This is a genomic window from Sphingomonas yabuuchiae (assembly GCF_001477495.1).
Lineage (GTDB): Bacteria > Pseudomonadota > Alphaproteobacteria > Sphingomonadales > Sphingomonadaceae > Sphingomonas > Sphingomonas yabuuchiae_A.
Window position 1 is genome coordinate 1 of record NZ_LDTF01000007.1, and the last position, 22,706, is coordinate 22,706.

The 22,706-nt window shown below is 66.2% G+C and carries 26 protein-coding genes and 2 tRNA genes; 17 read left to right on the forward strand and 11 right to left on the reverse strand.

The features are described from left to right. Positions 1 to 211: 211 nt before the first annotated feature. Complete coding sequence (gene surE, locus NS355_RS01285) at positions 212 to 976, reverse strand: 5'/3'-nucleotidase SurE (RefSeq protein ID WP_058744009.1); 765 nt, start codon at positions 974 to 976, stop codon at positions 212 to 214. Continuing rightward, a complete protein-coding gene (gene serS / locus NS355_RS01290; RefSeq protein WP_058744010.1) occupies positions 976 to 2,253 on the reverse strand; it encodes a serine--tRNA ligase in 1,278 nt (425 codons plus the stop codon). Before serS ends, surE begins: the two co-directional genes overlap by 1 nt. Positions 2,254 to 2,342: 89 nt before the next feature. Between serS and NS355_RS01295 the strand changes: the two genes are divergently transcribed. The 6 genes from NS355_RS01295 (at position 2,343) to NS355_RS01315 (ending at position 5,367) form a co-directional block, all read left to right on the forward strand. After that, positions 2,343 to 2,774: a host attachment family protein gene (locus NS355_RS01295; RefSeq protein ID WP_058744011.1), complete on the forward strand. Its 432-nt coding sequence runs from the start codon at positions 2,343 to 2,345 to the stop codon at positions 2,772 to 2,774. A gap of 54 nt (positions 2,775 to 2,828) precedes the next feature. Beyond that, positions 2,829 to 3,020: a hypothetical protein gene (locus NS355_RS18480; protein ID WP_058744012.1), complete on the forward strand. Its 192-nt coding sequence runs from the start codon at positions 2,829 to 2,831 to the stop codon at positions 3,018 to 3,020. A 48-nt stretch (positions 3,021 to 3,068) separates the two neighbouring features. Further along, complete coding sequence (locus tag NS355_RS01305; RefSeq protein ID WP_058744013.1) at positions 3,069 to 3,551, forward strand: hypothetical protein; 483 nt, start codon at positions 3,069 to 3,071, stop codon at positions 3,549 to 3,551. A 152-nt stretch (positions 3,552 to 3,703) separates the two neighbouring features. Further along, positions 3,704 to 4,027 (forward strand): hypothetical protein, encoded by a 324-nt coding sequence (locus tag NS355_RS18875; protein WP_167345378.1) that lies wholly within the window; start codon positions 3,704 to 3,706, stop codon positions 4,025 to 4,027. Positions 4,028 to 4,305: 278 nt separating this feature from the next. Then, a complete protein-coding gene (gene dksA, locus NS355_RS01310) occupies positions 4,306 to 4,767 on the forward strand; it encodes an RNA polymerase-binding protein DksA (RefSeq protein WP_058744014.1) in 462 nt (153 codons plus the stop codon). Between the two features lie 234 nt (positions 4,768 to 5,001). Next, the gene (locus NS355_RS01315; RefSeq protein ID WP_244489510.1) at positions 5,002 to 5,367 is read left to right on the forward strand and encodes a PilZ domain-containing protein; all 366 of its coding nucleotides are present in this window, start codon (positions 5,002 to 5,004) and stop codon (positions 5,365 to 5,367) included. A gap of 91 nt (positions 5,368 to 5,458) precedes the next feature. Here NS355_RS01315 and NS355_RS18055 read toward each other — a convergent pair whose 3' ends face one another. Next, positions 5,459 to 5,614: a DUF465 domain-containing protein gene (locus NS355_RS18055; RefSeq protein WP_076711926.1), complete on the reverse strand. Its 156-nt coding sequence runs from the start codon at positions 5,612 to 5,614 to the stop codon at positions 5,459 to 5,461. 207 nt (positions 5,615 to 5,821) lie between these two features. Here NS355_RS18055 and NS355_RS01320 point away from each other — a divergent pair, with 207 nt between their 5' ends. Together NS355_RS01320 and NS355_RS01325 are read left to right on the forward strand one after the other, a co-directional pair. Next, the gene (locus tag NS355_RS01320; RefSeq protein WP_058744015.1) at positions 5,822 to 6,019 is read left to right on the forward strand and encodes a YdcH family protein; all 198 of its coding nucleotides are present in this window, start codon (positions 5,822 to 5,824) and stop codon (positions 6,017 to 6,019) included. Positions 6,020 to 6,109: 90 nt separating this feature from the next. Then, positions 6,110 to 6,571, forward strand: coding sequence for a DUF1465 family protein (locus tag NS355_RS01325; RefSeq protein ID WP_058744016.1), 462 nt, complete (start codon positions 6,110 to 6,112; stop codon positions 6,569 to 6,571). Here the strand turns inward: NS355_RS01325 and NS355_RS01330 are convergent. Further along, entirely contained in the window at positions 6,568 to 7,563 is a 996-nt protein-coding gene (locus NS355_RS01330) for an NAD(P)H-dependent flavin oxidoreductase (RefSeq protein ID WP_058744017.1), read from the reverse strand. The genes NS355_RS01325 and NS355_RS01330 overlap by 4 nt on opposite strands. Before the next feature lie 135 nt (positions 7,564 to 7,698). Here NS355_RS01330 and NS355_RS01335 point away from each other — a divergent pair, with 135 nt between their 5' ends. Both NS355_RS01335 and NS355_RS01340 read left to right on the forward strand, forming a co-directional pair. Next, positions 7,699 to 10,284 carry a M1 family metallopeptidase gene (locus NS355_RS01335; RefSeq protein WP_058744018.1) on the forward strand — a complete coding sequence of 862 codons (2,586 nt, stop codon included), beginning with the start codon at positions 7,699 to 7,701 and terminating at the stop codon, positions 10,282 to 10,284. A gap of 442 nt (positions 10,285 to 10,726) precedes the next feature. After that, on the forward strand, positions 10,727 to 12,298 hold the full coding sequence (locus tag NS355_RS01340; protein ID WP_058744270.1) for a S10 family peptidase: 1,572 nt from the start codon (positions 10,727 to 10,729) through the stop codon (positions 12,296 to 12,298). Positions 12,299 to 12,340: 42 nt separating this feature from the next. On the opposite strand, the gene NS355_RS01345 is transcribed toward NS355_RS01340, so the two are convergent. From NS355_RS01345 to NS355_RS01355, 3 genes are all read right to left on the reverse strand, one after another. Next, positions 12,341 to 12,778, reverse strand: a complete 438-nt coding sequence (locus NS355_RS01345; RefSeq protein WP_153007976.1) for a hypothetical protein — start codon at positions 12,776 to 12,778, stop codon at positions 12,341 to 12,343. A 143-nt stretch (positions 12,779 to 12,921) separates the two neighbouring features. After that, a tRNA-Lys gene (locus NS355_RS01350) sits at positions 12,922 to 12,997 on the reverse strand. Positions 12,998 to 13,140: 143 nt separating this feature from the next. After that, positions 13,141 to 13,749, reverse strand: coding sequence for an NAD(P)-dependent oxidoreductase (locus NS355_RS01355; protein ID WP_058744020.1), 609 nt, complete (start codon positions 13,747 to 13,749; stop codon positions 13,141 to 13,143). Between the two features lie 98 nt (positions 13,750 to 13,847). Between NS355_RS01355 and NS355_RS01360 the strand changes: the two genes are divergently transcribed. After that, positions 13,848 to 14,207: a winged helix-turn-helix transcriptional regulator gene (locus NS355_RS01360; protein WP_058744021.1), complete on the forward strand. Its 360-nt coding sequence runs from the start codon at positions 13,848 to 13,850 to the stop codon at positions 14,205 to 14,207. A gap of 13 nt (positions 14,208 to 14,220) precedes the next feature. On the opposite strand, the gene NS355_RS01365 is transcribed toward NS355_RS01360, so the two are convergent. Continuing rightward, positions 14,221 to 15,660 carry an NAD-dependent succinate-semialdehyde dehydrogenase gene (locus tag NS355_RS01365; protein ID WP_058744022.1) on the reverse strand — a complete coding sequence of 480 codons (1,440 nt, stop codon included), beginning with the start codon at positions 15,658 to 15,660 and terminating at the stop codon, positions 14,221 to 14,223. Between the two features lie 207 nt (positions 15,661 to 15,867). Here NS355_RS01365 and NS355_RS01370 point away from each other — a divergent pair, with 207 nt between their 5' ends. From NS355_RS01370 to NS355_RS18060, 6 genes are all read left to right on the forward strand, one after another. Continuing rightward, a complete protein-coding gene (locus NS355_RS01370) occupies positions 15,868 to 16,899 on the forward strand; it encodes a sulfate ABC transporter substrate-binding protein (RefSeq protein WP_084787426.1) in 1,032 nt (343 codons plus the stop codon). A 5-nt stretch (positions 16,900 to 16,904) separates the two neighbouring features. After that, the gene (gene cysT, locus NS355_RS01375; RefSeq protein WP_153007977.1) at positions 16,905 to 17,735 is read left to right on the forward strand and encodes a sulfate ABC transporter permease subunit CysT; all 831 of its coding nucleotides are present in this window, start codon (positions 16,905 to 16,907) and stop codon (positions 17,733 to 17,735) included. Further along, positions 17,732 to 18,577 (forward strand): sulfate ABC transporter permease subunit CysW, encoded by an 846-nt coding sequence (gene cysW / locus NS355_RS01380; RefSeq protein ID WP_058744272.1) that lies wholly within the window; start codon positions 17,732 to 17,734, stop codon positions 18,575 to 18,577. Before cysT ends, cysW begins: the two co-directional genes overlap by 4 nt. Continuing rightward, positions 18,574 to 19,608, forward strand: coding sequence for a sulfate/molybdate ABC transporter ATP-binding protein (locus tag NS355_RS01385; protein ID WP_058744024.1), 1,035 nt, complete (start codon positions 18,574 to 18,576; stop codon positions 19,606 to 19,608). The genes cysW and NS355_RS01385 overlap by 4 nt, the downstream gene beginning before the upstream one ends. 154 nt (positions 19,609 to 19,762) lie before the next feature. After that, complete coding sequence (locus NS355_RS01390) at positions 19,763 to 21,142, forward strand: phospholipase D-like domain-containing protein (protein WP_058744273.1); 1,380 nt, start codon at positions 19,763 to 19,765, stop codon at positions 21,140 to 21,142. After that, complete coding sequence (locus tag NS355_RS18060) at positions 21,142 to 21,318, forward strand: DUF4169 family protein (RefSeq protein WP_084787427.1); 177 nt, start codon at positions 21,142 to 21,144, stop codon at positions 21,316 to 21,318. The genes NS355_RS01390 and NS355_RS18060 overlap by 1 nt, the downstream gene beginning before the upstream one ends. 113 nt (positions 21,319 to 21,431) lie before the next feature. Here NS355_RS18060 and NS355_RS01395 read toward each other — a convergent pair whose 3' ends face one another. From NS355_RS01395 to NS355_RS01405, 3 genes are all read right to left on the reverse strand, one after another. Beyond that, the gene (locus tag NS355_RS01395) at positions 21,432 to 22,103 is read right to left on the reverse strand and encodes a spermidine synthase (RefSeq protein ID WP_058744025.1); all 672 of its coding nucleotides are present in this window, start codon (positions 22,101 to 22,103) and stop codon (positions 21,432 to 21,434) included. Further along, complete coding sequence (locus NS355_RS01400; RefSeq protein ID WP_058744026.1) at positions 22,100 to 22,462, reverse strand: DUF6481 family protein; 363 nt, start codon at positions 22,460 to 22,462, stop codon at positions 22,100 to 22,102. Before NS355_RS01400 ends, NS355_RS01395 begins: the two co-directional genes overlap by 4 nt. 77 nt (positions 22,463 to 22,539) lie before the next feature. Next, positions 22,540 to 22,615, reverse strand: a tRNA-Lys gene (locus NS355_RS01405). Positions 22,616 to 22,706: the final 91 nt, after the last annotated feature.

The window sequence follows — 22,706 nt, forward strand, 5'->3', positions numbered from 1 at the left end:
GCGCTGCCTCCACAGGCCGCGTCACGGGAGCGGCCTGTGGAGGCGCGGTGACGACAGGGTCTGGGGGAGCGACCGGCTCGGCGGCGCGCATGGGCGGTTCGACATGGGGGATGCAGCCCGATACGAGCAGCCCCAGCCCCAAGATCCGCCCGATGGCAACCGATGTCCGATCCAACCCCACGTCCTCCCCGAAAGCCGTTTCGCGCGCCGCTTAGCGATAGGCTTCGTTGAGCATAACGAATGAGGGCTCATGCGTCAGGTCAAGTTGCAGGGGCGTTACCGCGATATGGTCGGCGGCGATGGCGTCGAGATCGCTGTCCGCACCCGGTCGATGCGGCAGGCGGCCCAGCGCCAGCCAGTAATAGTCATAGCCGCGCGGATCGGCCCGCTTCTCGAACCGTGCCCGGCCATAGTCGCGCAGGCCCTGGCGTGCGACGCGGATGCCCTTCACCGCGTCCGGCGCCACCGGCGGAAAGTTGACGTTGATCAGCGTGCGGGGGGCAAAGTCGAGATCGAGCAGTGGACGCAACACCCGCTCCCCCCAGGCCTCGGCGGTGGCGAAGGAAACCTGATCGCCGACCCCTTGCGTCGGATAACGCTGGCTGAGCGCGATCGAGCGGATGCCCGCCATCGCCCCTTCCATCGCGGCCGATACCGTGCCGGAATAAAAGACGTCCTCGCCCAGATTGGCACCGCGATTGACGCCTGACAGGATCAGGTCGGGCTTGGCGTCCTTCATCACCTCGCCCAGCGCCATCAGCACCGAGTCGGTCGGCGTGCCCGTCACCGCAAAGCGCCGCTCGCCAAATTGCCGCAGCCGCATCGGCCGGGTCAGGGTCAGCGAACGGCTGGTCCCCGACTGGTCCTCGGCGGGTGCCACGATCCAGACATCGTCCGACAGCATGGCCGCTATCCGCTCCAGGGCGGCAAGCCCCGGCGCGTGATAGCCATCGTCATTGGTGAGCAGGATACGCATCAGCGCGGCTCCAGCACCGCCTGCCCGCCCAGATAGGGGCGCAAGACTTCGGGTACGACGACCGAGCCGTCGGCCTGCTGGTAGTTTTCGATCACCGCGACCAGCGTCCGCCCGACCGCCAACCCCGAGCCGTTGAGCGTGTGGACGAAGCGCGTGCCCTTGCCCTCGCTGGGGCGATAGCGCGCCATCATCCGCCGCGCCTGGAAATCGGTGCAGGTCGAGCAGGACGAAATCTCGCGATAGCGCGCCTGTCCGGGCAGCCAGACCTCCAGGTCATAGGTGCGCGCGGCCGAGAAACCCATGTCGCCGGTGCACAGCAGCATCCGGCGATAGGGCAGGCCCAGCGCCTCCAGCACGCCCTCGGCGCAGGCCGTCATCCGCTCATGCTCGGCATCCGATTGGTCGGGGGTGGTGATCGACACCATCTCGACCTTGTCGAACTGGTGCTGGCGGATCAGGCCGCGCGTGTCGCGCCCTGCCGCGCCCGCTTCCGACCGGAAACAGGGGGTCAGCGCGGTGAAACGCAGCGGGAGTTCCGCCTCGCTCAGGATCGCCTCGCGCACGATATTGGTTAGCGAGACCTCGGCGGTGGGGATCAGCCAGCGGCCATCGGTGGTGCGGAACAGGTCTTCGGCGAACTTCGGCAGCTGACCGGTGCCGAACGCCGCCTCGTCGCGGACTAGCAGCGGCGGCTGGACCAGTTCAAAGCCGTTTTCCTCGGTCATGCGATCAAGCATGAACTGCCCGAGCGCGCGCGACAGTCGCGCCATGGGGCCGCGCAGCAGCGTGAACCGCGCCCCCGACAGCGCCACGCCGGTTTCGAAATCCATGCCCAGCGCCGGCGCGATCGCGTCATGCTCGCGCGCTTCGAAGGCGAAGGTCGCGGGCTCACCCTTCTGGTGGACCAGCGCATTGTCATTCTCGTCCGCGCCTGTCGGCACATCGGCGGCGGGCAGGTTGGGAATGGCAGCGAGCGCGGTATTCAACTCGGTTTCGACGGCGCGCTCCTGCTCCTCCAGCTCGGGCAGCTTCGCCTTCAGCGCGGCGACCTCGTCCATCAGGGCTTGCGCGCGCGCTTCGTCCTTCGCCGCCTTGGCCTGGCCGATCTGCTTGGACAGGTCGTTGCGGCGGGTCTGCGCCGCTTGCGCCTCGGCGATGATCGCGCGACGGCGCTCGTCGATCGCGATCAGCGTGTCGGCCTGGGGTTCGGCGCCCCGCTTGGCGAGGGCGGCGTCGAAGGCGGCGGGGTCGTCCCGGATCAGGCGAATGTCGTGCATGGGGGCGAGGCTATGGCCTTCGCTCCGCCGTCACGCAACCCGTGGCGAAGCGCCCGCGTTATGCCCCGGCACATCCAAGGAGAAACGCGATGCAGGTGCCGCATAACAGCTTCGTGCTGGTCGTTGATGGCCGCAAGAGCCTGTTCTTTCGGAACGATGGGGATGCCGACTATCCCAATCTGGTCGTCGAACAGGCGGTCGAACAGAACAACCCTGCCGATCGCGACCAGAAGACCGACCGGGCGGGCCAGGCCTCCTCGACCACCGGCGGCACGATGGGCGAGGTGGATTTCCACCAGCAGGAAGAGGACCGCTTCGCCGCCGAAACCGCCGATATGCTGAAGCGCCGCGCGCTCGCCAACGAGTTCGAGTCGCTGATCGTGGTCGCCCCGCCCAAGACGCTGGGCGAGTTGCGCAAACATTATCACAAGGCGGTCGAGGATCGTCTGGTCGGCGAACTGGCCAAGGACCTGACCGGGCATCCGGTGCCCGAGATCGAGGCCGCGCTGCAAAAGGCGTAACGCCGACTACCGGCGGCGGGTCAGGCCGCTTTGGGCTTGGCCAGTCGCCGCCGGATGACCAAAGCCGCCGCCGCGCCGCCGAACAGCAGCACCATCGGCGGGGCGGGCACCGGCGTCGGGGGCGGCGTGTCACCGCCCGAGGACGACGCGCTGCTGGCCGAGGAGGCGCTCGACGCCGACGACGCGCTGGATGCCGAGCTGGCCGACGAGCCGTTGGACGACCAGCCGCTGCTGCTCGACGCATAGCCGCTCGACGAGGCCGAGGAGGCGGACGAGGCCGACGACGCCGAAGAGGTGCTGGACGCACTCGACGAACTGACATTGCCTGAGGACGAACTGGTCGACGACACATTGCCCGACGACGTCGACGAGCCGCCGGTCGACGAAGTGGACGATACGTTGCCGGACGAGGTCGACGAGCCGCCCGTCGATGAGGTCGACGATACGTTCCCCGACGATGTCGAAGAGCCGCCGGTCGAGGACGTACTCGACACGTTGCCCGACGACGATGTGCTGCTGACGCCGCCGGTCGACGTGGACGATCCGCCCGACCCACCGGAGGCGGACGAGGTGGACGATCCACCCGAGCCACCCGACCCGCCCGACGCCGACGAGGTGGAAGTCGAACCGCCGCTGCTGGTCGACGAAATCACGATGCTGCCGCTCGATCCGCCACCGCCGCCAAAGCCGCCGCCGAACCCGAAACCGCCGCCGAAGCCACCGCCCCAGCCGCCGCCGAAACCGCCGCCCCAGCCGCCGATGACCGCGGGGACATAGCCGCCGCCCGGTGCCGCCGATGGCGCGATGGCGGGCAGGGGGACGGGAACCGGCGGTTCCTGCGTCGTGACGGTGACGATCGTGGGAGGAGGCGTCGTGGTGGTCGTGGTCGTCCGCGTGACGGCATGCCGCCGTGCAGGCGGGGGGCGGTGGTGGACGATGCGCTTCTTGACCTTGGTCTGCTTGACCAGCGCCGGGCGCTCGGGACGATCGACCATATGGACGGCCCCGCCGCCGATCACGGCCCCGCCAGCGGCACAGGCCGTCAGTTTTGCCAAGGCCATTCGGACAGACATCGTTACATCCTCAAACGGTTCAGGCCCGCAAACGATACGGAACCGGACCAAGGCTTCAAACGGGGTGATGGTTCCGGCATCGCCACCCGACCGCCCATCGGCAACCTTTCCAGCTTTTCTGTCATCACAGTGACCAACAAAGGCTTAAGGTCAAACGCATTATCGGTCGTTCGCGTCTAGCTTTGGGATTCGTCGCCCGCATGCACCGGTCTATAGAAGCGCGGGTCGATCGGCGACAGCGGGGATTCGACGATCGGGTCTGGAAACTGACCATAATGGCACCAGTTCGTCCATGTCCGGTTAACGTCGCAACTTTATTATAGAAATTGGCAACACGATGAAACGCCGGTCGCTTGCGGCAGACGGTGGCACCGATTATAGGCCCTCTCGACCATCAGGGGGCGGCCCCGAGGACACGGTGCCGAACGTCGCACCGACGGGCCCTTTGGGAGAGTGGTATGGCGACGGTGTTTAATCGCGTGACGGAATCCACCGGCCCGGATGCGGCCAACGATATCGACGAGAATTATCGTCCCTCGGCGGACGAGCCTTTCATGAACCTGAAGCAGCAGGCCTATTTCCGCCGCAAGCTGATCGCCTGGAAGGAGGCGATCCAGCGCGAGGCGCAGGGTACGCTGTCCCAGCTTCAGATCGACTCGCTGCGCGAACCCGATCTGACCGACCGGGCGTCGAGCGAGACCGACTGGTCGATCGAGCTTCGCACCCGGGACCGCCAGCGCAAGCTGATCTCCAAGATCGACGCCGCACTGCGTCGCATTGAGGAGGGCGAATATGGCTATTGCGAAGTCACCGGCGAACCGATCAGCCTGGGGCGGCTGGAGGCACGGCCGATCGCGACCATGACCGTCGAGGCGCAGGAGCGCCACGAGCGGAACGAGAAGGTGTCGCGCGACGATTGATCTACCGACCCGGTGCGCCGGTCCATCGGGCGGAGCGCCGGTACGGGTTCGGCTCAGGAAAAGCGGGTACGAAGGGCAGGGACATGTCCTGTTCGTCGACAGATGCCTGGAACCGCTTTCATTAAAGGGTTGGCAACGTGACGATGCGTATCGCATGGTCGCGCGAGTGTTAACGGGTAGGCGGGGACGGGCATCATGGACATGACGAACCGTGCTCCCGCAAATGGGTCTGAAATGGCGGAAGACGAACTGGAACGCAGCGACCGGGCGGGACGGCGCGACAGCCTGTTGCTGATGGCGCAGATGACGCTGGGCGACGAAGCCGCGCCCCGCGACGTGCGCGTCCGCAATATTTCCGAAGGCGGCCTGATGGCCGAACTGCCCATTTCGGTCGAAATCGGCACGCCGGTGTCGCTCAGCCTGCGGGGTGTTGGAGCGGTGTCGGGACGGATCGCCTGGTGTACCCAGGGCCGGGTGGGCGTCGCCTTCGACCGCCAGATCGATCCGACGCTGGTCCGCAAGCCGGTCGGCGGCGGCGCATCGACGCCGGAATATGCCAAGCCCGCAACGGGCCTGAAGACCAAGCCGTTCCATCATTGATGCGGGAATGATAGGGGGGTCGGGTGTCGGGCGGCGCGTGCCCCCGACATGGGCCGCGGCGGGTCGACCGACCCGCGCGGCCGCGTCCAGGCTATAGGCCTTGGATCTCTTCTTTCAGTTTTAGCTTCTGCTTCTTGAGATCCGCCAGGATCAGCGCGTCTGGCACGGGACGCTGTGATTCGGCGCTGATTCGCCGGTCGAGCGTGGCGTGCTTGGTCTCCAGGGCCGTTTGATGCGCCGTATGCATGGGCTTCAACCTCCTGTCATTGCATGGGGGACTGAGTAAAACACCAAAATCGGCGTCTGTCCTCATCCATTTTCGTCAGAATCGACCGGATGAGGTATTTGGCGCGATGACGTGATGCGGGCCCTCGCCGCGCGCCTTCGGGCTTGCTAGAGGGGCGGTATCGGTATCGGGCTTCCTTCCGTGCCGGTCGCCAAAAGGGGGAGCAGGATGGACGTCACGCTGGCACGCGCGCGGATCGACATGTTGCGGACCGAGCATCGCGACATGGACGACGCGATCGCGGCGCTGCTGCAATCCACGACCCCCGACCAGTTGCAGATCGCGCGGCTGAAGAAGCGCAAATTGCGGCTGCGCGATGAACTGGCCGAGTTGGAAGATCGGCTGATCCCCGACATCATCGCCTGACGATCCGGGCCGCCAGACCGCTTCGTATCGGGACAGCCTGCGCCGAACGTCGTCTTGTCCCAAGCGCGAATGTCATGCGAGCCAGAGGCCATGCCGTCCACCGCGCCCCAATCCCCGTTCCATGCCAAGCTGATCGACGGTCTCTATGTCGACGCCATGGCCCTGGCCGAGGCGGCGCGCGGCTATTTCGACGGGATCGGCCGTGACGAGCGCGATGGGCTGGACCCGTTGGTGCGGGTCGCCTTTTCCTGCGAGTCGCTGAAGGTGACGACGCGGCTGATGCACGTCATCGCATGGGTGTTGACCCAGCGCGCGGTCGAGGCAGGGGAAATGGATTGGGCCGAGGCGCGGCAACCGATCCGTCGCTTGGGAGCTTCGCCGGATACCGACGACATGCAGCTGGCCGCCTTGCCCGAACCGGCGCGACGGCTGACCCAGGCGAGCCTGGACCTGCACCGCCGGGTCGAGCGGCTCGATGCCATGGCCGACGAAGGCGCCTCGGCTGCCAGCCCTGTGCAGGTCTTGCAGGCGCGGCTGAGCCGGGCGTTCTAGTCGCGGACCATGGCTTCCCGTACAGGGGAGGAATAAGGCTCAAGCGACAATCTCTGTCGTGCCGCCTCATATTGGCGGCGAAGTTCTGCGATCCGCTCGGCCGCCGGTGCGATGCGGTCGACCGCACCGATGCCTTGTCCCGCACCCCAGATGTCACGCCAAGCCTTGGCCGCCTGGCCGCCGCCGAAGTTCATCGTCGACACATCGCCTTCGGGCAGATGATCCGGGTCGAGTCCTGCCGCGACGATCGAGGCGCGCAGATAATTGCCATGCACGCCGGTAAACAGGCTGGAATAGACGATATCGCTCGCCCGCCCATCGACCACCGCTTGCTTATAGGCCTCCACCGCATTGGCCTCGGTCGTGGCGATGAAGGGCGAGCCGATATAGGCGAAGTCCGCCCCCATCGCCTGCGCCGCCAGGATCGCGTCGCCGGTCGCGATCGATCCTGCGAGCGCCAGCGGGCCATCGAACCAGCTGCGGATTTCCTGGATCAGCGCAAAGGGTGACAGCCGCCCCGCATGGCCGCCGGCGCCCGTGGCCACCGCGATCAGCCCGTCCGCGCCTTTCTCCACCGCCTTGCGCGCGAAGCGGTCGTCGATCACGTCGTGCAGCGTGATCCCGCCCCAGTCATGGACGCCCGCATTCACATCCTCCCGCGCACCCAGAGAGGTGATGACGATCGGAACCTTCCACTTGGCGCAGACCGTCAGGTCGGCCTCCAGCCGATCGTTGGAGCGATGCACGATCTGGTTGACCGCGAAGGGGGCGGCTGGCCGATCGGGATGCGCCCGGTCATGCGCCGCCAACTCCTCGGTGATCCGGTGGAGCCATTCGTCGAGCAGACTGGCGGGCCGTGCGTTCAGCGCCGGAAACGAGCCGACGATCCCCGCCTTGCACTGGGCGATGACCAGATCCGGGTTGGAGATGATGAACAGCGGCGACCCGATCACGGGCAGGGTCAGGCGACTCAGGGCAGGGGGCAGGCTCATGGCTTTACGATAACGTAAAGGTAAAGCCTGTCCAGCGGGGCTTGGGCTGTGAAATATTATTACATGACCGTCATTTGCTTTGCGACGGACAGGGCGTAGAGATTTACGCATTCTCATTGAAAGGCCCTGATTGCGATGAAGTCCGCCCTATCGGTTCTGTTGGCCCTGACCGTGTCCACCCCGGCGCTGGCGGCGGGCCAGCTGCCCCAGACCGTTTCGCCGATCCTGTACGACATCACCGTGCGACCCGATGCGAAGGCGTTGACCTTCAGTGGTGAGGAAACCGTCGATGTCGAAGTGAAACAGGCCACCGCCACCATCGTGCTGAACGCCGCCGAGCTGACCGTGACGCGCGCGACCTTCGACGGAAAGCCGGTGCCCTTCGTGGCGGACAAGACGGCGCAGACGCTGACCCTCACCCTGCCGCAGGCGGCAAGCGTCGGGCGGCACAAGGTCGGCTTCGCTTGGACGGGCACGATCAATCGTTCGGCCAATGGCCTGTTCGCGATCGACTATACCAACGCCGATGGCTCGGCCGACCGTATGCTGGCGACCCAGTTCGAGGCGCCCGACGCGCGCCGCTTCGCGCCGATGTGGGACGAACCCGCTTTCAAGGCCAAGTTCCGTCTGACCGCCACCGCGCCCAAGGGGCAGCGCGCGATCAGCAACATGCCCGCAGAGGCCGTGACGACGCAGGCCGATGGCAGCCAGCTCTATCGCTTCGGGGAGACGCCGGTGATGTCCAGCTATCTGCTGTTCTTCGGTTCGGGCAATCTGGATCGCAAGACGGTGGATGCGAACGGCGTCCAGATCGGCGTGGTCAGCCGCAAGGGTGTGGTCGACCAGGGCGATTATGCGCTGGGCGCGGCGACCAAGCTGCTGAGCTATTACAACGACTATTTCGGCACGCCCTATCCGCTGCCCAAGATGGACATGATCGCGGGGCCGGGCTCCAGCCAGTTCTTCGGCGCGATGGAGAATTGGGGCGCGATCTTCTATTTCGAGAACGAACTGCTCTTCAATCCGCAGGTGATGAGCGAGAGCAACCGCCAGCGCATCCACACCGTCGTGGCGCATGAAATGGCGCACCAGTGGTTCGGCGACCTCGTTACCATGCGCTGGTGGGACGATCTGTGGCTGAACGAGGGGTTCGCCTCGTGGATGGAGGGCAAGGCCAGCAACGACCTGAACCCGGCTTGGGAAGCGGCGGCGGCCAGCGTGTCGGGCGAGCGGGAATCGGCGATGGGCATCGACGCGACCAGCGCCACCCATCCGATCATCCGCAAGGTCGAGACGGTCGACCAGATCGGCGAGTCCTTCGACAGCATCACCTATCTGAAGGGGCAGGCTGTCATCGGGATGCTGGAATCGACGCTGGGCGCCGATACGTTCCGCAAGGGCATCCGCACCTATATGGCCAAGTACAAGTACCAGAACACGGTGACCGACCAGCTTTGGGAGGAACTGTCCAGGGCATCGGGCACCAATGTCGCGACCATCGCGCATGACTTCACCCTGCAGGGGGGCGTCCCGCTGGTCACGCTGCAGTCCGCGCGCTGCGAGGGCGGCAAGACGGTCGCGACGCTGACCCAGGGCCGGTTCGGCCTGGACGAGGCGTCGAAGGCGGCCCAGACCTGGCATGTGCCGATCCGGGTGGCGACGATCGGTGGGGCCGAGACGACCGCGATCGTGACCGGCGCGGCACCTGCCCCGGTGACGGTCGGCGGCTGCGGCACGCTGGTCCTGAACCAGGGCAAGGGCTCCTATACCCGCGTCATGTATGACGATGCGGGTCATGCCGCGATCGTGCGCGATTATGCGAAGCTGGCACTGACCGATCGTCTGGGAACGCTGGGCGACGATTATGCGCTGGCGGCGGGCGGCTATCAGGATTTGCGCCGCTGGTTCGACCTGATGGCGCAGGTCAAGCCCGAGGCCGATCCGCTGGAATGGCAGGCGGTCGCGGGAGAGCTGGCGCGGCTGAACGGGCTTTACGAAGGCACGCCGCTCGAAAAGCCGCTGCGTGAACGGACGGCGGCGATTCTGTCGCCGGTGCTGGCGCGGATCGGGTTCGAGCCCAAGCCGGAGGACGGTGCGCTCGTCTCCAACCTGCGCGAGACCTTGATCGGTCAGCTGGGTACCAGCGGCGACGCGATGGTGGCGGCGCGGGCGCGGGGCTATGTCACCGCGCTTGCCAAGAACCCCAACGCCATTCCGGGTGCCATCCGCCAGCCGATCCTGGCGACCTATGCCACCCGCGCGACGGCGGACGAATGGGACCGGCTGTACGAACTGGCCAAGGCCGAGCGTAATCCAGTGGTCAAGAACCGCTATGTCTCGCTGCTGGGCTATGCCGAGGACGAGGCCGCGGCACGCCGGGCGTTGAGCGTGCTGAAGGACAATACCTTCACCCCGCCGCAGCGCGCCGCGCTGCTCCGCTCGATCGCGGGCGCGCATCCCGACATGGCGTTCGACTGGGCGGTCCAGAACAAGCCGCTGGTCGACAGCTTCCTGGAGGAAAGCAACCGCGCGACCTTCATCGTCGGACTCGGCGCGGGCTCGAACGACCCCGCCATGCCCGGCAAGATCGAGGCCTGGGCCAACGCCAACCTGCCCGAGGGCTCGCGCGGCGGGGCCAAGCGATCGATCTCGCAGATCGCGGTGCGCAAGGCGGTGGCGGATCGCCTGAAGCCCGCCGTGCAGACCTGGCTGGCGCGGTGATCTGAGGGGCTGGCGGGGGCACGATCCCCCGCCAGCCCAACCCCTCCGTTCAGCCTGAGCGAAGTCGAAGGCCGGGGGAAAACCTAAACACCTTTGTTCTCCGGCGAAGGCCGGGGCCCAGTTTCGGGCAGGCTGCGATGGGGCGAAAACGGCAAGTGGGAGGCCCAGGCGATCCCTGTCCATTTGCCTCCCCCGCCAATTCACCGCGCGACCGCGCCGAAGTGGAAACTGGACCCCGGCCTTCGCCGGGGAACGGCCCGAATAGGGCTATGCCCGTGGCCTTCGACTCCGCTCAGGCTGAACGGAGCAAAGGATAATGGTCCAACGCCCGGCAACCTCTTGCTTCGAACGAGAAAACACGAAACGATGACACTTCCGTCACCTATTTCGTGAGCCCTTCGTGATCCGCAAAAGCCTCGCCCTCCTCCTCGCCGCCACCGCCATGACCGCGCCGCTCGCCGCGCAGGAGGAGGGGGAGAAGAAGGCCCCGCATCACGAAGCCGCCAAGGCCGAGGCGGAGGCCGCCTGGGCGCGCGCGCCGCTGGAGGAGACCGAAGTCCGCCACCGCGACAGCGTGACGATCAATGGCCGCGCCTATCCCTATATCGCCTCGGCGGGCACGCTGACCGTCCGGGATATCGAGGGCAAGCCGATCGCCTCGATGTTCTACACCGCCTATACGCTGGACGGGACCAAGCCCGGCACCAAGCGGCCCGTGACGTTCCTGTATAATGGCGGGCCGGGGTCGCCCTCCTTCTGGCTGCGCATTGGCTCGTTCGCGCCGATCCGCATCCGCACGACCAGTCCGGAATTCGTGCGGCCCGCGCCCTATGATGTGGGGCCGAACCCGGATTCGCTGCTCGACAAGACCGACCTCGTCTTCCTCGACGCGATCGGCACCGGCTATTCACGGCCGCTGGGCGATATGAAGCCCGCGCAATTCTACGGCGTGGACGAAGATGTCGACGTCTTTGCCGGCGCGATCCAGCGCTATGTCACCAAATATGGCCGCTGGATGAGCCCGAAATTCCTGCTCGGCGAAAGCTATGGCACGCTGCGCTCGGGTGCGCTGGCCTATCAGTTGCAGGAGCGGGGCATGGCGCTGAACGGCGTGGTGCTGCTCAGCTCGATCATGAATTACGGCTATCGCCAGCCGGGGCTGGATCAGGTCTATCTCAATTACCTGCCCAGCTATGCCGCGACCGCCTGGTATCACAACCGCCTGGCCGACCGCCCGGCCGATGTGGCGACCGTGGTGGCGCAGGCCCGCGCCTTTGCGGTCGGCCCGTACATGTCGGCGCTGGCCAAGGGGCAGAGCATTTCACCGCAGGAGCGCGACCAGATCGCCGAGCAGATGAGCCGCCTGATCGGTATCTCGCCCGACTATATCAAGCGCGCCAACCTGCGCATCGACCTGCCGCGGTTCCAGAAGGAGCTGCTGCGCGGATCGGCGCGCACGGTCGGGCGGTTCGACTCGCGCTATCTCGGGATCGACACCGACGCGGCAGGCGAGCGGCCGGAGACGGATGCCTCTTCCGACGCGATCTCGGGCGCTTACATCGCGTCCTTCCAGGACTATCTGCAATCGACGCTCGGCTACAAGACCGATCTGCCCTATCGCCTGTCGGCACGCGATGCGGCGGGCTGGACGTGGAACTGGAAGCACAAGTCGCCCGACGGTTCGCAGAACAACCCCAACACCGCGATCGACCTGGGCGCCGCAATGCGGGCGAACCCGTATCTGAAGGTGCTGTCGATGAACGGCTATTACGACATGGCGACCCCGTTCTTCGGCACTGAGAACGACCTGGGCCACATGATGCTGGAGCCTGCGCAACAGGCGAACTTGCGCTTCTCCTATTATCCGGCGGGGCACATGACCTATCTCAACCCCGATGCGCTGCGGAGCATGAAGGCGGACTTGGCGCGCTGGTATGACGAGGCGGTGAGCGATGCGAAGTCGTCCACCCCGCCTGTGCCGCCTTCGGGGCAAGGGGCGCGGCAATCGCGATAAGCTTTGCGCTCCATGGTGGCCGTTCTGGCTGCGCCGGATACGTCACTCGATATAGAGGTCCACCATCACGCGCGTCCGCCTCTCGTCGGTCAGGACCGTTACTATGCCGCCGTTGTCGAACTCCTTTGGTTCGGCAACGAAGATATGGGAAATTGGAAAGTCCGGGCCGATCGCGGGACCGCAGCAATGATTATGGCTCGTTTCAGGTCCTGCGGTTCCGAGGCATGGCCCCCCGACATCAGGTCCTGTGGCGGAGCAGGGGCGAGCCGTATGAAAGCGGTATCCGCGCAAAAGCGAGTTGATGTCGGAACTGGCCGCGCGGAAGGTGCATCGTTCCAGCACATCGGAGAAGCCGAAGCTGGCGCATGCAATGTCCCCAACCGAGACTGGCAAGGTCGCGATGTTGAGCATGGTCGACACATGACGCCGTTCCATCGCGCGCCGCCCCACGACGCCAGCTATGACGATCAGCGCAGCCAAGCATATCGCCGCGACCACCGTTTTCGGCTGTGAGACCTTCATGCCATCAAAATGACGCTATGGGTGAGCCTGTCATCATCTGACAAGCAGATAGCACATCAGACTCCAATTGGAGTCGATATGTCTTGCCGATTGCTAGGAAATGGTGGACGCACTTGGGCTCGAACCAAGGACCCGCTGATTAAGAGTCAGCTGCTCTACCAACTGAGCTATGCGTCCGATGCCGGTCTGCGGCATGGCGGGGAGCCAAGTCCCCGTCTGGTGGGGCGGCTATTAGCCGGGCATGTCCGACCTGCCAAGGGGGTTTTTGACATTTTTTTGGCAGTCGGGACCAACCGTCCGGTCCCGACTGCGCAAGTCGTTCAATAACCGACCGTAAAGCGCTCGCGGATGTGGCGCGGCTGCTCGATTTCGTCGGCCAGCGCGATGGCATAGTCCTCGAAAGAGATGCTGCTGCCCTGCGCGTTCGACAGAAGCGTGTCGGTGCCCAGGCGAAACTGGCCGGTCCGCTCGCCGGGGACGAACATCGCGGAGGGGGAGAGGAAGGTCCATTCCAGGTCCTCGACTCCGCGCAACTGGTCGAGAAATTCGACACCCGCGCTCGCCTCCGTCTTATAGGCCTCCGGGAAATTGGGTTGGTCGATCAGGCGCTGGCCGGGCGCGACCTCCAGGCTGCCAGCGCCACCCACGACCAGATAGCGCTTTACGCCCGACGCGCGAACGATGCCGATCATCTTGGCGGCATCGATGGCGGAGAAGAAGATCGAACTGACGACAACGTCATGTCCGCGAAGCATGTCGGCCAGTTCGGCCGCAGCGTTCGCATCCCCCGCAACCGGGGTCACGCCGGGCAGGGTGGCGATCCGTTCCGGGTGGCGTGCGATGGCGGTCACGGCATGGCCGCGATCCGATAATTCCTTCAGGATGCGCGAGCCGGCATTGCCCGAGGCTCCAATCAGGGCGATCTTCATGGTCTTTCCTTTTCATGGTCCACTTTGTAGACCATCGAGCTATGCAGAGTGAGACCGTCCCACAAGACGTCCTTTTCGAGGGACCAAGTCACACCGGCGTGACCACGCCGCTGACGGGGGAGGGTGGGTGCCCGATCCGCGAAGTGCTGGACCGGATCGGCGACCAGTGGAGCCTTCTCGTCCTCGCCGCGCTGGAGCCGGGGACGTTGCGGTTCAACGTCCTGCTGCGGCGGATCGGCGATGTGTCGAAACAGATGCTGTCGCGCACGCTGCGGCGACTGGAGGAAGACGGCTTCGTCGAGCGGACGGTCTATCCGGAGGTCCCGCCACGCGTGGAGTACAGCCTGACCGATCTGGGCCGGTCGTTCCTGATGCCGATGCGGGCGCTGATCCGCTGGGCGGACACGAATCAGCCGCAAGTGGAGGCGGCCCGCGCGGCCTATCGCGCGCGGGCCTGACCCCATTTTTTCATCAGGCGATGTGAACCGCCTTGGTGATCATATGGTTGACGATGCCTTCGGGGCCGTCTTCCGAACCATAGCCGCTTTCCTTGACCCCGCCGAAGGGCGCGTCGCCCCAGCTGAGCCGGACGGTATTGATCGCGACCATGCCCGCCTCGATCTCGTCGGCCAGCTGGTTCTGTCGGCGGCCATTCTCGGTGAAGCAGTAGGCGCCCAGGCCGAAGGGCAGGCGGTTGGCCTCGGCGATCGCATCCTCGGTGGTGGCGAACGGGCGGATCAGCGCGATCGGGCCGAACGGCTCCTCGTTCATCGCCTTGGCGTCGAGCGACACATCGGCGAGCACGGTGGGCGAGAAGAAGAAGCCGTCCCCGCCCTTGGCCTCGCCGCCGGTCAGCTTGCGCGCGCCGTTCCGCACGGCGTCCTCGATCATCGCGCCGATCGCCTCGGGGCGGCGCGGGTTGGCCATCGGTCCCATCTGCGTGTCAGAGGATAGGCCGTCACCGATCTTCAGCGCGGCGGCGCGCTCGGCAAAGCCTTTGGCGAAACGCTCGTAAATCCCCTCCTGCACATGGAAACGGGTGGGGGCGACGCAGACCTGGCCTGCATTGCGGAACTTGTGGGTGACAAGGATGTCGAGCGTCTTGTCGAGATCGCAATCGTCGAACACCAGCACCGGGCCATGCCCGCCCAATTCCATGGTCGACTTCATCACCGTATCGGCCGCGAGCTTCAGCAGATGCTTGCCGACCGGCACCGACCCGGTGAAGCTGAGCTTGCGGGTCACCGGCGAGGCAAGCAGGTGGCGCGACACCGCGTCGGGTACGCCGAAGACGAGCTGCGCGACGTCTCCGGGCAGGCCCGCATCCTGGAAGCAGCGCATGATCGCGATGGCGCTGGCGGGGGTTTCCTCGCTGGGCTTCAGGATGACCGAGCATCCCGCCGCAATGGCGGGTGAAATCTTGCGCACCGGGTTCATCACGGGGAAGTTCCACGCGCAGAAGGCCGCGACCGGGCCGACCGGCTGCTGCAGCACCAGCGAGCGGGTGCCGGTGGGACGCGGCAGCACGCGGCCATAGATGCGGACCGCCTCACCGGCATGGAAATCGAGCAGGGCGGCGGTCGCGGCGACCTCGCCACGCGCCTCGACGATCGGCTTGCCTTCCTCCAGGGTCGCGAGTCGGGCCAGCTCCTCGGCGCGCTCGCGGACCAGGGCGGCGGTGCGGTGGAGGACGGCGGCGCGCTCCTGCGGGGCGGTCTTTCGCCACTGCTCGAACCCGCGCGCGGCGGCTTCCAGCGCGCGGTCCATGTCGGCAGCGGTCGCCAGCGGCAGCTCGCCCAGCGACTGGCCGGTCGCCGGGTTCAGCACTGCCTGGGTATCGCGCCCCTCCGGCCCCAGCCATTCGCCACCGATATAAAGGCCGGTTTTTACATCGAGTTGCTGGTCGGTCATGAGAATCCTTCCGAAAGGCTATGGGAGTCGAATGCGGGCCGGAGATCGGCCTTGCACCCCGGCGATACAAGGCCGGGCAGGGCCAAAACGGGCTCCTGTCAGGATCGAGGGAGCAAAAGCAGGGCTTTGTGCGTCCCAAGCTTTACGGCATTTCCTATCGGGGGGATCGAGATAGGTTACGCGCCGAAACGAAAGGGACGGGTCCAGATGCGAGCACCATTTCCGGCCATGATGGCCGCATTGATGATCGGTACGGTCGGTCTGTCCGGCTGTTCGGGCGGCGGCAATGGCAAGGGCTCGGTCGAGCTGCTGAACGTCAGCTATGATCCGACGCGTGAGCTGTACAAGGATATCAACGCCGCCTTCGCCAAAGATTATCAGGCCAGGACCGGCAAGACCGTCTCGTTTCGGATGAGCCATGGCGGGTCCGGCAAGCAGTCGCGCTCGGTGATCGACGGGCTGTCGGCCGATGTGGTGACGCTGGCACTCGCCTATGACATCGACGCGATCGCCGAGCGAGCCAAGCTGCTGCCCGCCAACTGGCAGAGCCGGCTGCCCGACAATAGCGCGCCCTATACCTCGACGATCGTGTTTCTGGTCCGCAAGGGCAATCCCAAGGGCATTCGCGACTGGGCCGATCTGGTGAAACCGGGCGTGCAGGTCATCACGCCGAGCCCGAAGACCAGCGGCGGCGCGCGTTGGAATTTCCTGGCGGCCTGGGCCTATGGCAAGAAGGCAGGCGGTTCGGACGCGGCGGCGCAGAAATATGTCGCCGACCTTTACGCCCATGTGCCGGTGTTGGATTCGGGCGCGCGCGGCGCGACGACGACCTTTGTCGAGCGGGGACTGGGCGATGTGCTGATCGCCTGGGAGAATGAGGCCCTGTTGTCCGAGAAGGAACTGGGCGCGGGCAAGTTCGACATCGTCGTGCCCTCCATCTCGATCCTGGCCGAGCCGCCGGTCGCGGTGGTCGACGCCAATGCCAAGGCCCATGGTACCGAGCCGGTCGCCACCGAATATCTGAAGTTCCTCTACACCCCGCAAGGGCAGGAGATCGCCGCGCGCAACTTCTACCGCCCACGCGACCAGGCGGTGCTGGCCAAGCACGCCGCCACCTTCCCCAAGCTGGACATGGTGACCATCCAGGATTTCGGCGGCTGGGGCGCGGCGCAGAAGCGGTTCTTTGCGGATGGCGGGGTGTTCGACGCCATTTATGGCGGTCAGGCCAAGCGGCGCTGATCGCGGTGTTGCGGAGGAAGCGCCGCTCGGCGCTGCCGGGCTTCGGCCTGACCATGGGCATGACCATCTTCTGGCTGGGGCTGGTGGTGCTGGTCCCGTTGTCGGCGCTCGTCATCCGGGCGGCGGGCATGGGCTGGGACGGCTTTGCCGAGGTCGGGCTGTCGCCGCGAGCGCTGGCCGCCTATCGGTTGAGTTTCGGCGCTGCGCTGGCGGCGGCGGCGATCAATGCGGTGTTCGGGCTGCTGATCGCGTGGATCCTCGTCCGCTATGAATTTCCGGGTAAGAAGCTGATCGACGCGGCGGTGGACCTGCCGTTCGCGCTGCCGACGGCCGTGGCGGGTATCGCGCTGGTGTCGCTCTATTCCGAAAATGGCTGGGTCGGGTCGTTGCTCACGCCCCTTGGCGTCAAGGTCGCCTACACACCGTTGGGCGTGACGATCGCCCTGGTTTTCATCGGCTTGCCGTTCATTGTTCGTTCGGTTCAACCGGTACTTGCCGATCTGGGACGCGATGTCGAAGAGGCTGCCGCCACGCTCGGCGCTTCCCGCCTGCAGACCTTCGGCCGGGTGATCCTGCCCGCCATTGCCCCAGCCTTGCTGACCGGCTTTGCGCTCGCCTTTGCGCGGGGGGTGGGTGAATATGGCTCGATCATCTTCATCGCAGGCAACATGCCCTTCAAGTCGGAGATCGCGCCGCTGCTCATCATCACCCAGCTGGAGCAGTTCGACTATGACGGAGCCACCGCCATCGCCTGCGTAATGCTGGTCCTATCCTTTGCGATGCTGCTGTTCGTGAACCTGCTCCAGGCGTGGCGCGCCAAGCGGGGGACACGATGAGCGGCTCCAACCCTACCACCATCGAGAGCCCCTGGGCGCGGTGGACGCTGATCGGGGTCGGCTTTCTCTTTCTGGCGCTGTTCCTGTTCCTGCCGCTGGTCATGGTCTTCGCAGGAGCCCTTGCGAAGGGGTGGCAGGTTTTCCTGGACGCGCTGGTCGACCCGGATGCCCTTGCGGCGATCCGGCTGACCCTGCTGGTGGCGGCCATCTCGGTGCCGATCAACGCGGTCTTCGGCGTCGCGGCGTCCTGGGCGATTGCCAAGTTCGATTTTCGTGGCAAAAGCCTGCTCATCTCACTGATCGACCTGCCCTTTTCGGTGTCGCCGGTGGTGTCCGGCCTGATTTTCGTCCTGTTGTTCGGGGCGCAGGGGTGGCTGGGACCGTGGCTGACCGAGCATGGCGTGCGGATCATCTTCGCGGTGCCGGGCATCGTGCTGGCGACGGTGTTCGTGACCTTTCCCTTCGTCGCGCGCGAGTTGATCCCGCTGATGGCGGAGCAGGGTCGCGACGACGAGGAAGCGGCGCGGTCGCTGGGGGCGAGCGGATGGCAGACCTTCTGGCATGTCACCTTGCCCAATATCCGCTGGGGCCTGCTCTACGGCGTGCTGCTGTGCAATGCCCGTGCGATGGGCGAGTTCGGCGCAGTATCGGTCGTCTCGGGGCATATCCGGGGGCTGACGAACACCATGCCGCTGCATGTCGAAATCCTGTACAATGAATATGACTTTGTCGGCGCGTTTGCGGTGGCGTCTCTGCTCGCCTCGCTCGCGCTGGTGACCTTGGGAGTGAAGACCGTGCTGGAATGGCGTTTCGGCATCCACCGGGCGGGAGCCGCGCATTGAGCATCGTCGTCGACAATATCTCCCGCCGGTTCGGCGGGTTCACCGCGCTGGACCGCGTCACGCTGGAGACGAAGCCGGGCGAGTTCCTGGCGCTGCTCGGCCCGTCGGGGTCGGGCAAGACCACGCTGCTGCGGACCATCGCGGGATTGGATTTTGCGGACGAGGGGCATGTGCTGTTCGATGGACAGGACATGACGGGCACGCCCGCCGCCGAGCGCCGCATCGGCTTCGTGTTCCAGAATTACGCGCTGTTCCGCCACATGACGGTCGCCGACAACATCGCCTTCGGCCTGACGGTCCGTAAACGGCGCGACCGACCCGCCAAGGCCGCGATCGCGGCGAAGGTCGCGGAGTTGCTGGAATTGATCCAACTGCCGCAACTGGGCGATCGTTACCCCGCACAGCTGTCGGGCGGCCAGCGCCAGCGCGTGGCGCTGGCCCGCGCGCTTGCCATCGAGCCGCGCCTGTTGCTGCTCGACGAGCCGTTCGGCGCGCTCGACGCGCAGGTGCGCAAGGATTTGCGCGGCTGGCTAAGGCGCATCCATGACGAGACAGGGCTGACCTCGATCTTCGTCACCCACGACCAGGAAGAGGCGCTGGAGATCGCCGACCGCATCGTCGTGATGCGTGGCGGCGTGATCGAGCAGATCGGCACGCCCGCCGAAGTGCAGAGCGCACCTGCCACCGCCTTCGTGTCGTCCTTCATCGGCGAAACCAACCGGCTGCCCGTGACGCGGCGCGACGGCGGAGCGATCATCGGCGACGGGCTGGCGACCGTGCGCGACGACGCGCGCGGGCAGGGCGGGGGCGAAATCCATATCCGGCCGCACGACGTCGAGCTGGCCGAGCCCGGCGCCGTCGACGCGCTGCCTGTCACCGTGCTGGCGAGCCGCCCTATCGGCCGGTCCCGTCGGATCACGGCAGAGCTTGCCGGGGTCGCCGAGCCTCTGACGTTCGACCTGCCCGTCGCGGAGGAGGCCGCCGCCGGACAGTCCCTGACGATCCGCCCGGTCCGCTACCGCATATTCTGATCCCTTTTCGCCTGCACTCCCATGACCTTTTGCGGGCATTGGCCGTTTCGGCATTTGCCAGTGCCGGATCGTCGGGGCATGACGCGGGCGTCAACAGGGGAGATCGTCGTTGAAGGTCGGACAGGAATGCTGGCGGATCGAGCAGGCCGATCGCATGGCAGTCATCGTCGATGCGGAGGAATATTTCCGGATGGCCCGCCGCGCGATGCTGAATGCGCGGCGCCAGATCCTGCTGATCGGCTGGGACTTCGACGCGCGCATCGTCCTGGATCATGACGAGGCACCCGGCGAGACGGTCGGCGACTTCATCTACTCGCTCGTCCAGCGCCAGCCCGAGCTGGAAATTTTTCTGCTCCGCTGGGACACCGGCGCGATCAAGTCGCTGTTCCGGGGGCGAACCTTCTTCACCGTCCTGAAGTGGATGGCGCACAAGCGCATTCATACCAAGCTGGATGGCCATCACCCGATCGCCGCCTCGCACCACCAGAAGATCGTCATCATCGACGACCAGCTCGCCTTTTGCGGCGGCATCGACATGACCAGCGAGCGCTGGGATACGCGCGAGCATCGCGATGACGATCCCGGTCGCAAGCGGCCCGGCGGCCAGCCCTACAAGCCGTGGCACGACGCGATCAGCGCGGTGGAGGGCCCGGTGACGCACGCACTGGGCGAGCTGTTCCGCGAGCGCTGGCACGCAGCGGGCGGCAAGCCGATGGGGCCTGCCGTGCCGGGCGCAAGCTGCTGGCCGGAAGGGTTGGAGCCCGACTTCACCAACCAGCCGGTGGCCATCGCCCGGACCATGCCGGAAATGGACGACCAGGCGCCGGTCCATGAGAATGAGGCGCTGTTCCTGGCCCAGATCGCGCGGGCGGAGCGGTACGTGTATATCGAGAGCCAGTATTTTGCCTCGCGCCGGGTGGCCGAGGCCATCGCCCGGCGACTGGACGAGGAAAACGGCCCCGAATTCGTCATCATCAACCCGCTGACCGCGCAAGGCTGGCTGGAGCCGATCGCGATGGACACCGCGCGTGCGCGGCTGGTCGAGGCATTGCGGCGGCGGGACCGGCATGGCCGGCTACGAATTTATCACCCGTTCACTGCCGGGGGCGAGGCGATCTATTGCCATGCCAAGATCCTGATCGCAGACGATCGGGTCTTCCGGTTGGGCTCGTCCAACCTGAACAATCGGTCCATGCGGCTGGACACCGAATGCGATCTGGCGATCGCGGTCGAGGCGGACAGCCCGGCCGGACGGCGGATCGCGGCCATCCGGGACGACCTGCTGGGCGAGCATCTGGGCATCGCGCCCAGGCTGGTCGGCGACACGGTCGCCCGCACCGGCTCGCTGATTGCCGCGGTCGAGGCGCTGCGTGGGCAGGGGGGGCGGAGCTTGCGTCCCTTTGAAGTGCCGGACCTGTCGAGTGTCGAGGAATGGCTGGCCGATAACGAAGTGCTCGATCCGGAAGGGCCGGACGAGATGTTCGAGGCGTTCAGCCAGCGCAAGGGACTGTTCCGGCGGCTTCGGCGGCACTGATGGGCGAGGTCGTCAACTTTCGTCAGGCGCGCAAGGGGTTGGTCCGTAAGGCGGCCGAGCAGCAGGCGGCGGAGAACCGTGCGCGGTTCGGTCGGAGTAAGGCTGAGAAGCAGCGCGATGCCGCCGAGCAGGCAAGGGTTCGCAAGGAATTGGACGGGGCCAAGCGAGAGGACTGACCCGCCACACCCTCACCCTTCCGGGGCTTCGCGCCTCCCTCCCTCTCCCGCTGGGAGAGGGAAGGTGCTTGGCTGCGATAGCGGGTGGGAAGGGTGAGGGCGGCGGTATGCTCTTACCGCGGCGTCGCGAACCAGATGGTGTGTGTGGCGCCCTTGCCATTCTCACGCGCGCGTACCTTGACCTCGTCGACCAGGAAGCCTGCGCGCGACAGTCGCCGGGTAAAGAGCGGGTCGGGCGCGGCCGACCAGATGGCCAGCACGCCACCGGGACGCAGCGCGACCCGCGCCTCGTCCAGGCCCCGGTTCGAATATAACCCGTCATTGGCCGGGCGGGTCAGCCCGTCAGGCCCATTGTCGACGTCGAGCAGGATCGCGTCATAGGTCCCGCGCCCCGCATAGATCGCGTTGCCCACGTCACCCATGGCCAGCGTCACGCGCGGATCGTCCAGGCATCCGGCGGTCAGCTCGACCATCGGTCCGCGCGCCCATTCGATGATGCCGGGGACCAGCTCGGCCACCGTCACCCGCGCATCGCGGCCCAGCCGGGCCAGCACGGCGCGCAAGGTAAAGCCCATGCCATAGCCGCCGATCAGCAGATGCGGCGCGGACCGGCCGTCCAGCCGGTCGCAGGTCATCGTGCCCAGCGCCACTTCCGAGCCGCTCATGCGCGTGCTCATCAGTTCATTGCGATCGAGCACGATCATGAAGTCCTTGCCCCGGCGGAACAGCCGCAGGGGCTCGCCGCCCGGCACCTCGGCGATGCCCAGCAGCTCGCGCGGGGTCATTTGCCCTGGCGCGCCTTGCGTGCGGCGTAGCGCGCGTCGCGCGCGGCCTTCAGCTCGGCGGCGGTCGGGACCACCGGCGGGCGCGCAGCGGCGGCAGCGGCCTCCGCAGCAGCCTCGGCCTCGGCCTTCGCCCTGGCGCGGGCTTCCTCACGGGCGGCCTTTTCCTGCTCGATCGCGGCCTTGTGCGCAGCGCGGCGTTCGGCCTCGGCGGCTTCCTTGGCCGCGCGGGCGGCGGCGCGGGCAGCGACGACTTCGGGGTCGGGCGCAGCCTTGTTGCGCAGCTTTTCCAGCGCGGCGGCCTTGGCGTCGCGCGAAGCCGATGCACGATCGGCGAAACCGGGAACCTTATATCCTGCCATCAATCATCTATCCCGTTGGGGGCCGGACGGCCCCATAGCACAACGGCCCCGCATCGCTGCAGAGCCGTTGGAGAAACTGGTGGACGCACTTGGGCTCGAACCAAGGACCCGCTGATTAAGAGTCAGCTGCTCTACCAACTGAGCTATGCGTCCGTTCGTCACGCTCGTCAGGCCGTTCGGCGGCCCGCCTCGTGATCGGGAGGCGCGCCTTTAGCAGGCCTTCACCGCTTTGCAAATGCTTTTT

What these genes read in the sequence shown, in the direction of transcription:
- NS355_RS01365 (WP_058744022.1), bottom strand. Translation starts at nt 15,660, where the DNA reads ATGACCGACCAGCAACTCGATGTAAAAACCGGCCTTTATATCGGTGGC.
- NS355_RS01315 (WP_244489510.1), top strand. Translation starts at nt 5,002, where the DNA reads ATGGCGGAAGACGAACTGGAACGCAGCGACCGGGCGGGACGGCGCGAC.
- NS355_RS01400 (WP_058744026.1), bottom strand. Translation starts at nt 22,462, where the DNA reads ATGGCAGGATATAAGGTTCCCGGTTTCGCCGATCGTGCATCGGCTTCG.
- surE (WP_058744009.1), bottom strand. Translation starts at nt 976, where the DNA reads ATGCGTATCCTGCTCACCAATGACGATGGCTATCACGCGCCGGGGCTT.
- NS355_RS18060 (WP_084787427.1), top strand. Translation starts at nt 21,142, where the DNA reads ATGGGCGAGGTCGTCAACTTTCGTCAGGCGCGCAAGGGGTTGGTCCGT.
- NS355_RS01330 (WP_058744017.1), bottom strand. Translation starts at nt 7,563, where the DNA reads ATGAGCCTGCCCCCTGCCCTGAGTCGCCTGACCCTGCCCGTGATCGGG.
- NS355_RS01335 (WP_058744018.1), top strand. Translation starts at nt 7,699, where the DNA reads ATGAAGTCCGCCCTATCGGTTCTGTTGGCCCTGACCGTGTCCACCCCG.
- dksA (WP_058744014.1), top strand. Translation starts at nt 4,306, where the DNA reads ATGGCGACGGTGTTTAATCGCGTGACGGAATCCACCGGCCCGGATGCG.
- NS355_RS18055 (WP_076711926.1), bottom strand. Translation starts at nt 5,614, where the DNA reads ATGCATACGGCGCATCAAACGGCCCTGGAGACCAAGCACGCCACGCTC.
- NS355_RS01370 (WP_084787426.1), top strand. Translation starts at nt 15,868, where the DNA reads ATGCGAGCACCATTTCCGGCCATGATGGCCGCATTGATGATCGGTACG.
- NS355_RS01295 (WP_058744011.1), top strand. Translation starts at nt 2,343, where the DNA reads ATGCAGGTGCCGCATAACAGCTTCGTGCTGGTCGTTGATGGCCGCAAG.
- NS355_RS01325 (WP_058744016.1), top strand. Translation starts at nt 6,110, where the DNA reads ATGCCGTCCACCGCGCCCCAATCCCCGTTCCATGCCAAGCTGATCGAC.
- NS355_RS01355 (WP_058744020.1), bottom strand. Translation starts at nt 13,749, where the DNA reads ATGAAGATCGCCCTGATTGGAGCCTCGGGCAATGCCGGCTCGCGCATC.
- NS355_RS01395 (WP_058744025.1), bottom strand. Translation starts at nt 22,103, where the DNA reads ATGACCCCGCGCGAGCTGCTGGGCATCGCCGAGGTGCCGGGCGGCGAG.
- NS355_RS01390 (WP_058744273.1), top strand. Translation starts at nt 19,763, where the DNA reads ATGGCAGTCATCGTCGATGCGGAGGAATATTTCCGGATGGCCCGCCGC.
- NS355_RS01320 (WP_058744015.1), top strand. Translation starts at nt 5,822, where the DNA reads ATGGACGTCACGCTGGCACGCGCGCGGATCGACATGTTGCGGACCGAG.
- serS (WP_058744010.1), bottom strand. Translation starts at nt 2,253, where the DNA reads ATGCACGACATTCGCCTGATCCGGGACGACCCCGCCGCCTTCGACGCC.
- NS355_RS18480 (WP_058744012.1), top strand. Translation starts at nt 2,829, where the DNA reads ATGACCAAAGCCGCCGCCGCGCCGCCGAACAGCAGCACCATCGGCGGG.
- cysW (WP_058744272.1), top strand. Translation starts at nt 17,732, where the DNA reads ATGAGCGGCTCCAACCCTACCACCATCGAGAGCCCCTGGGCGCGGTGG.
- NS355_RS01340 (WP_058744270.1), top strand. Translation starts at nt 10,727, where the DNA reads ATGACCGCGCCGCTCGCCGCGCAGGAGGAGGGGGAGAAGAAGGCCCCG.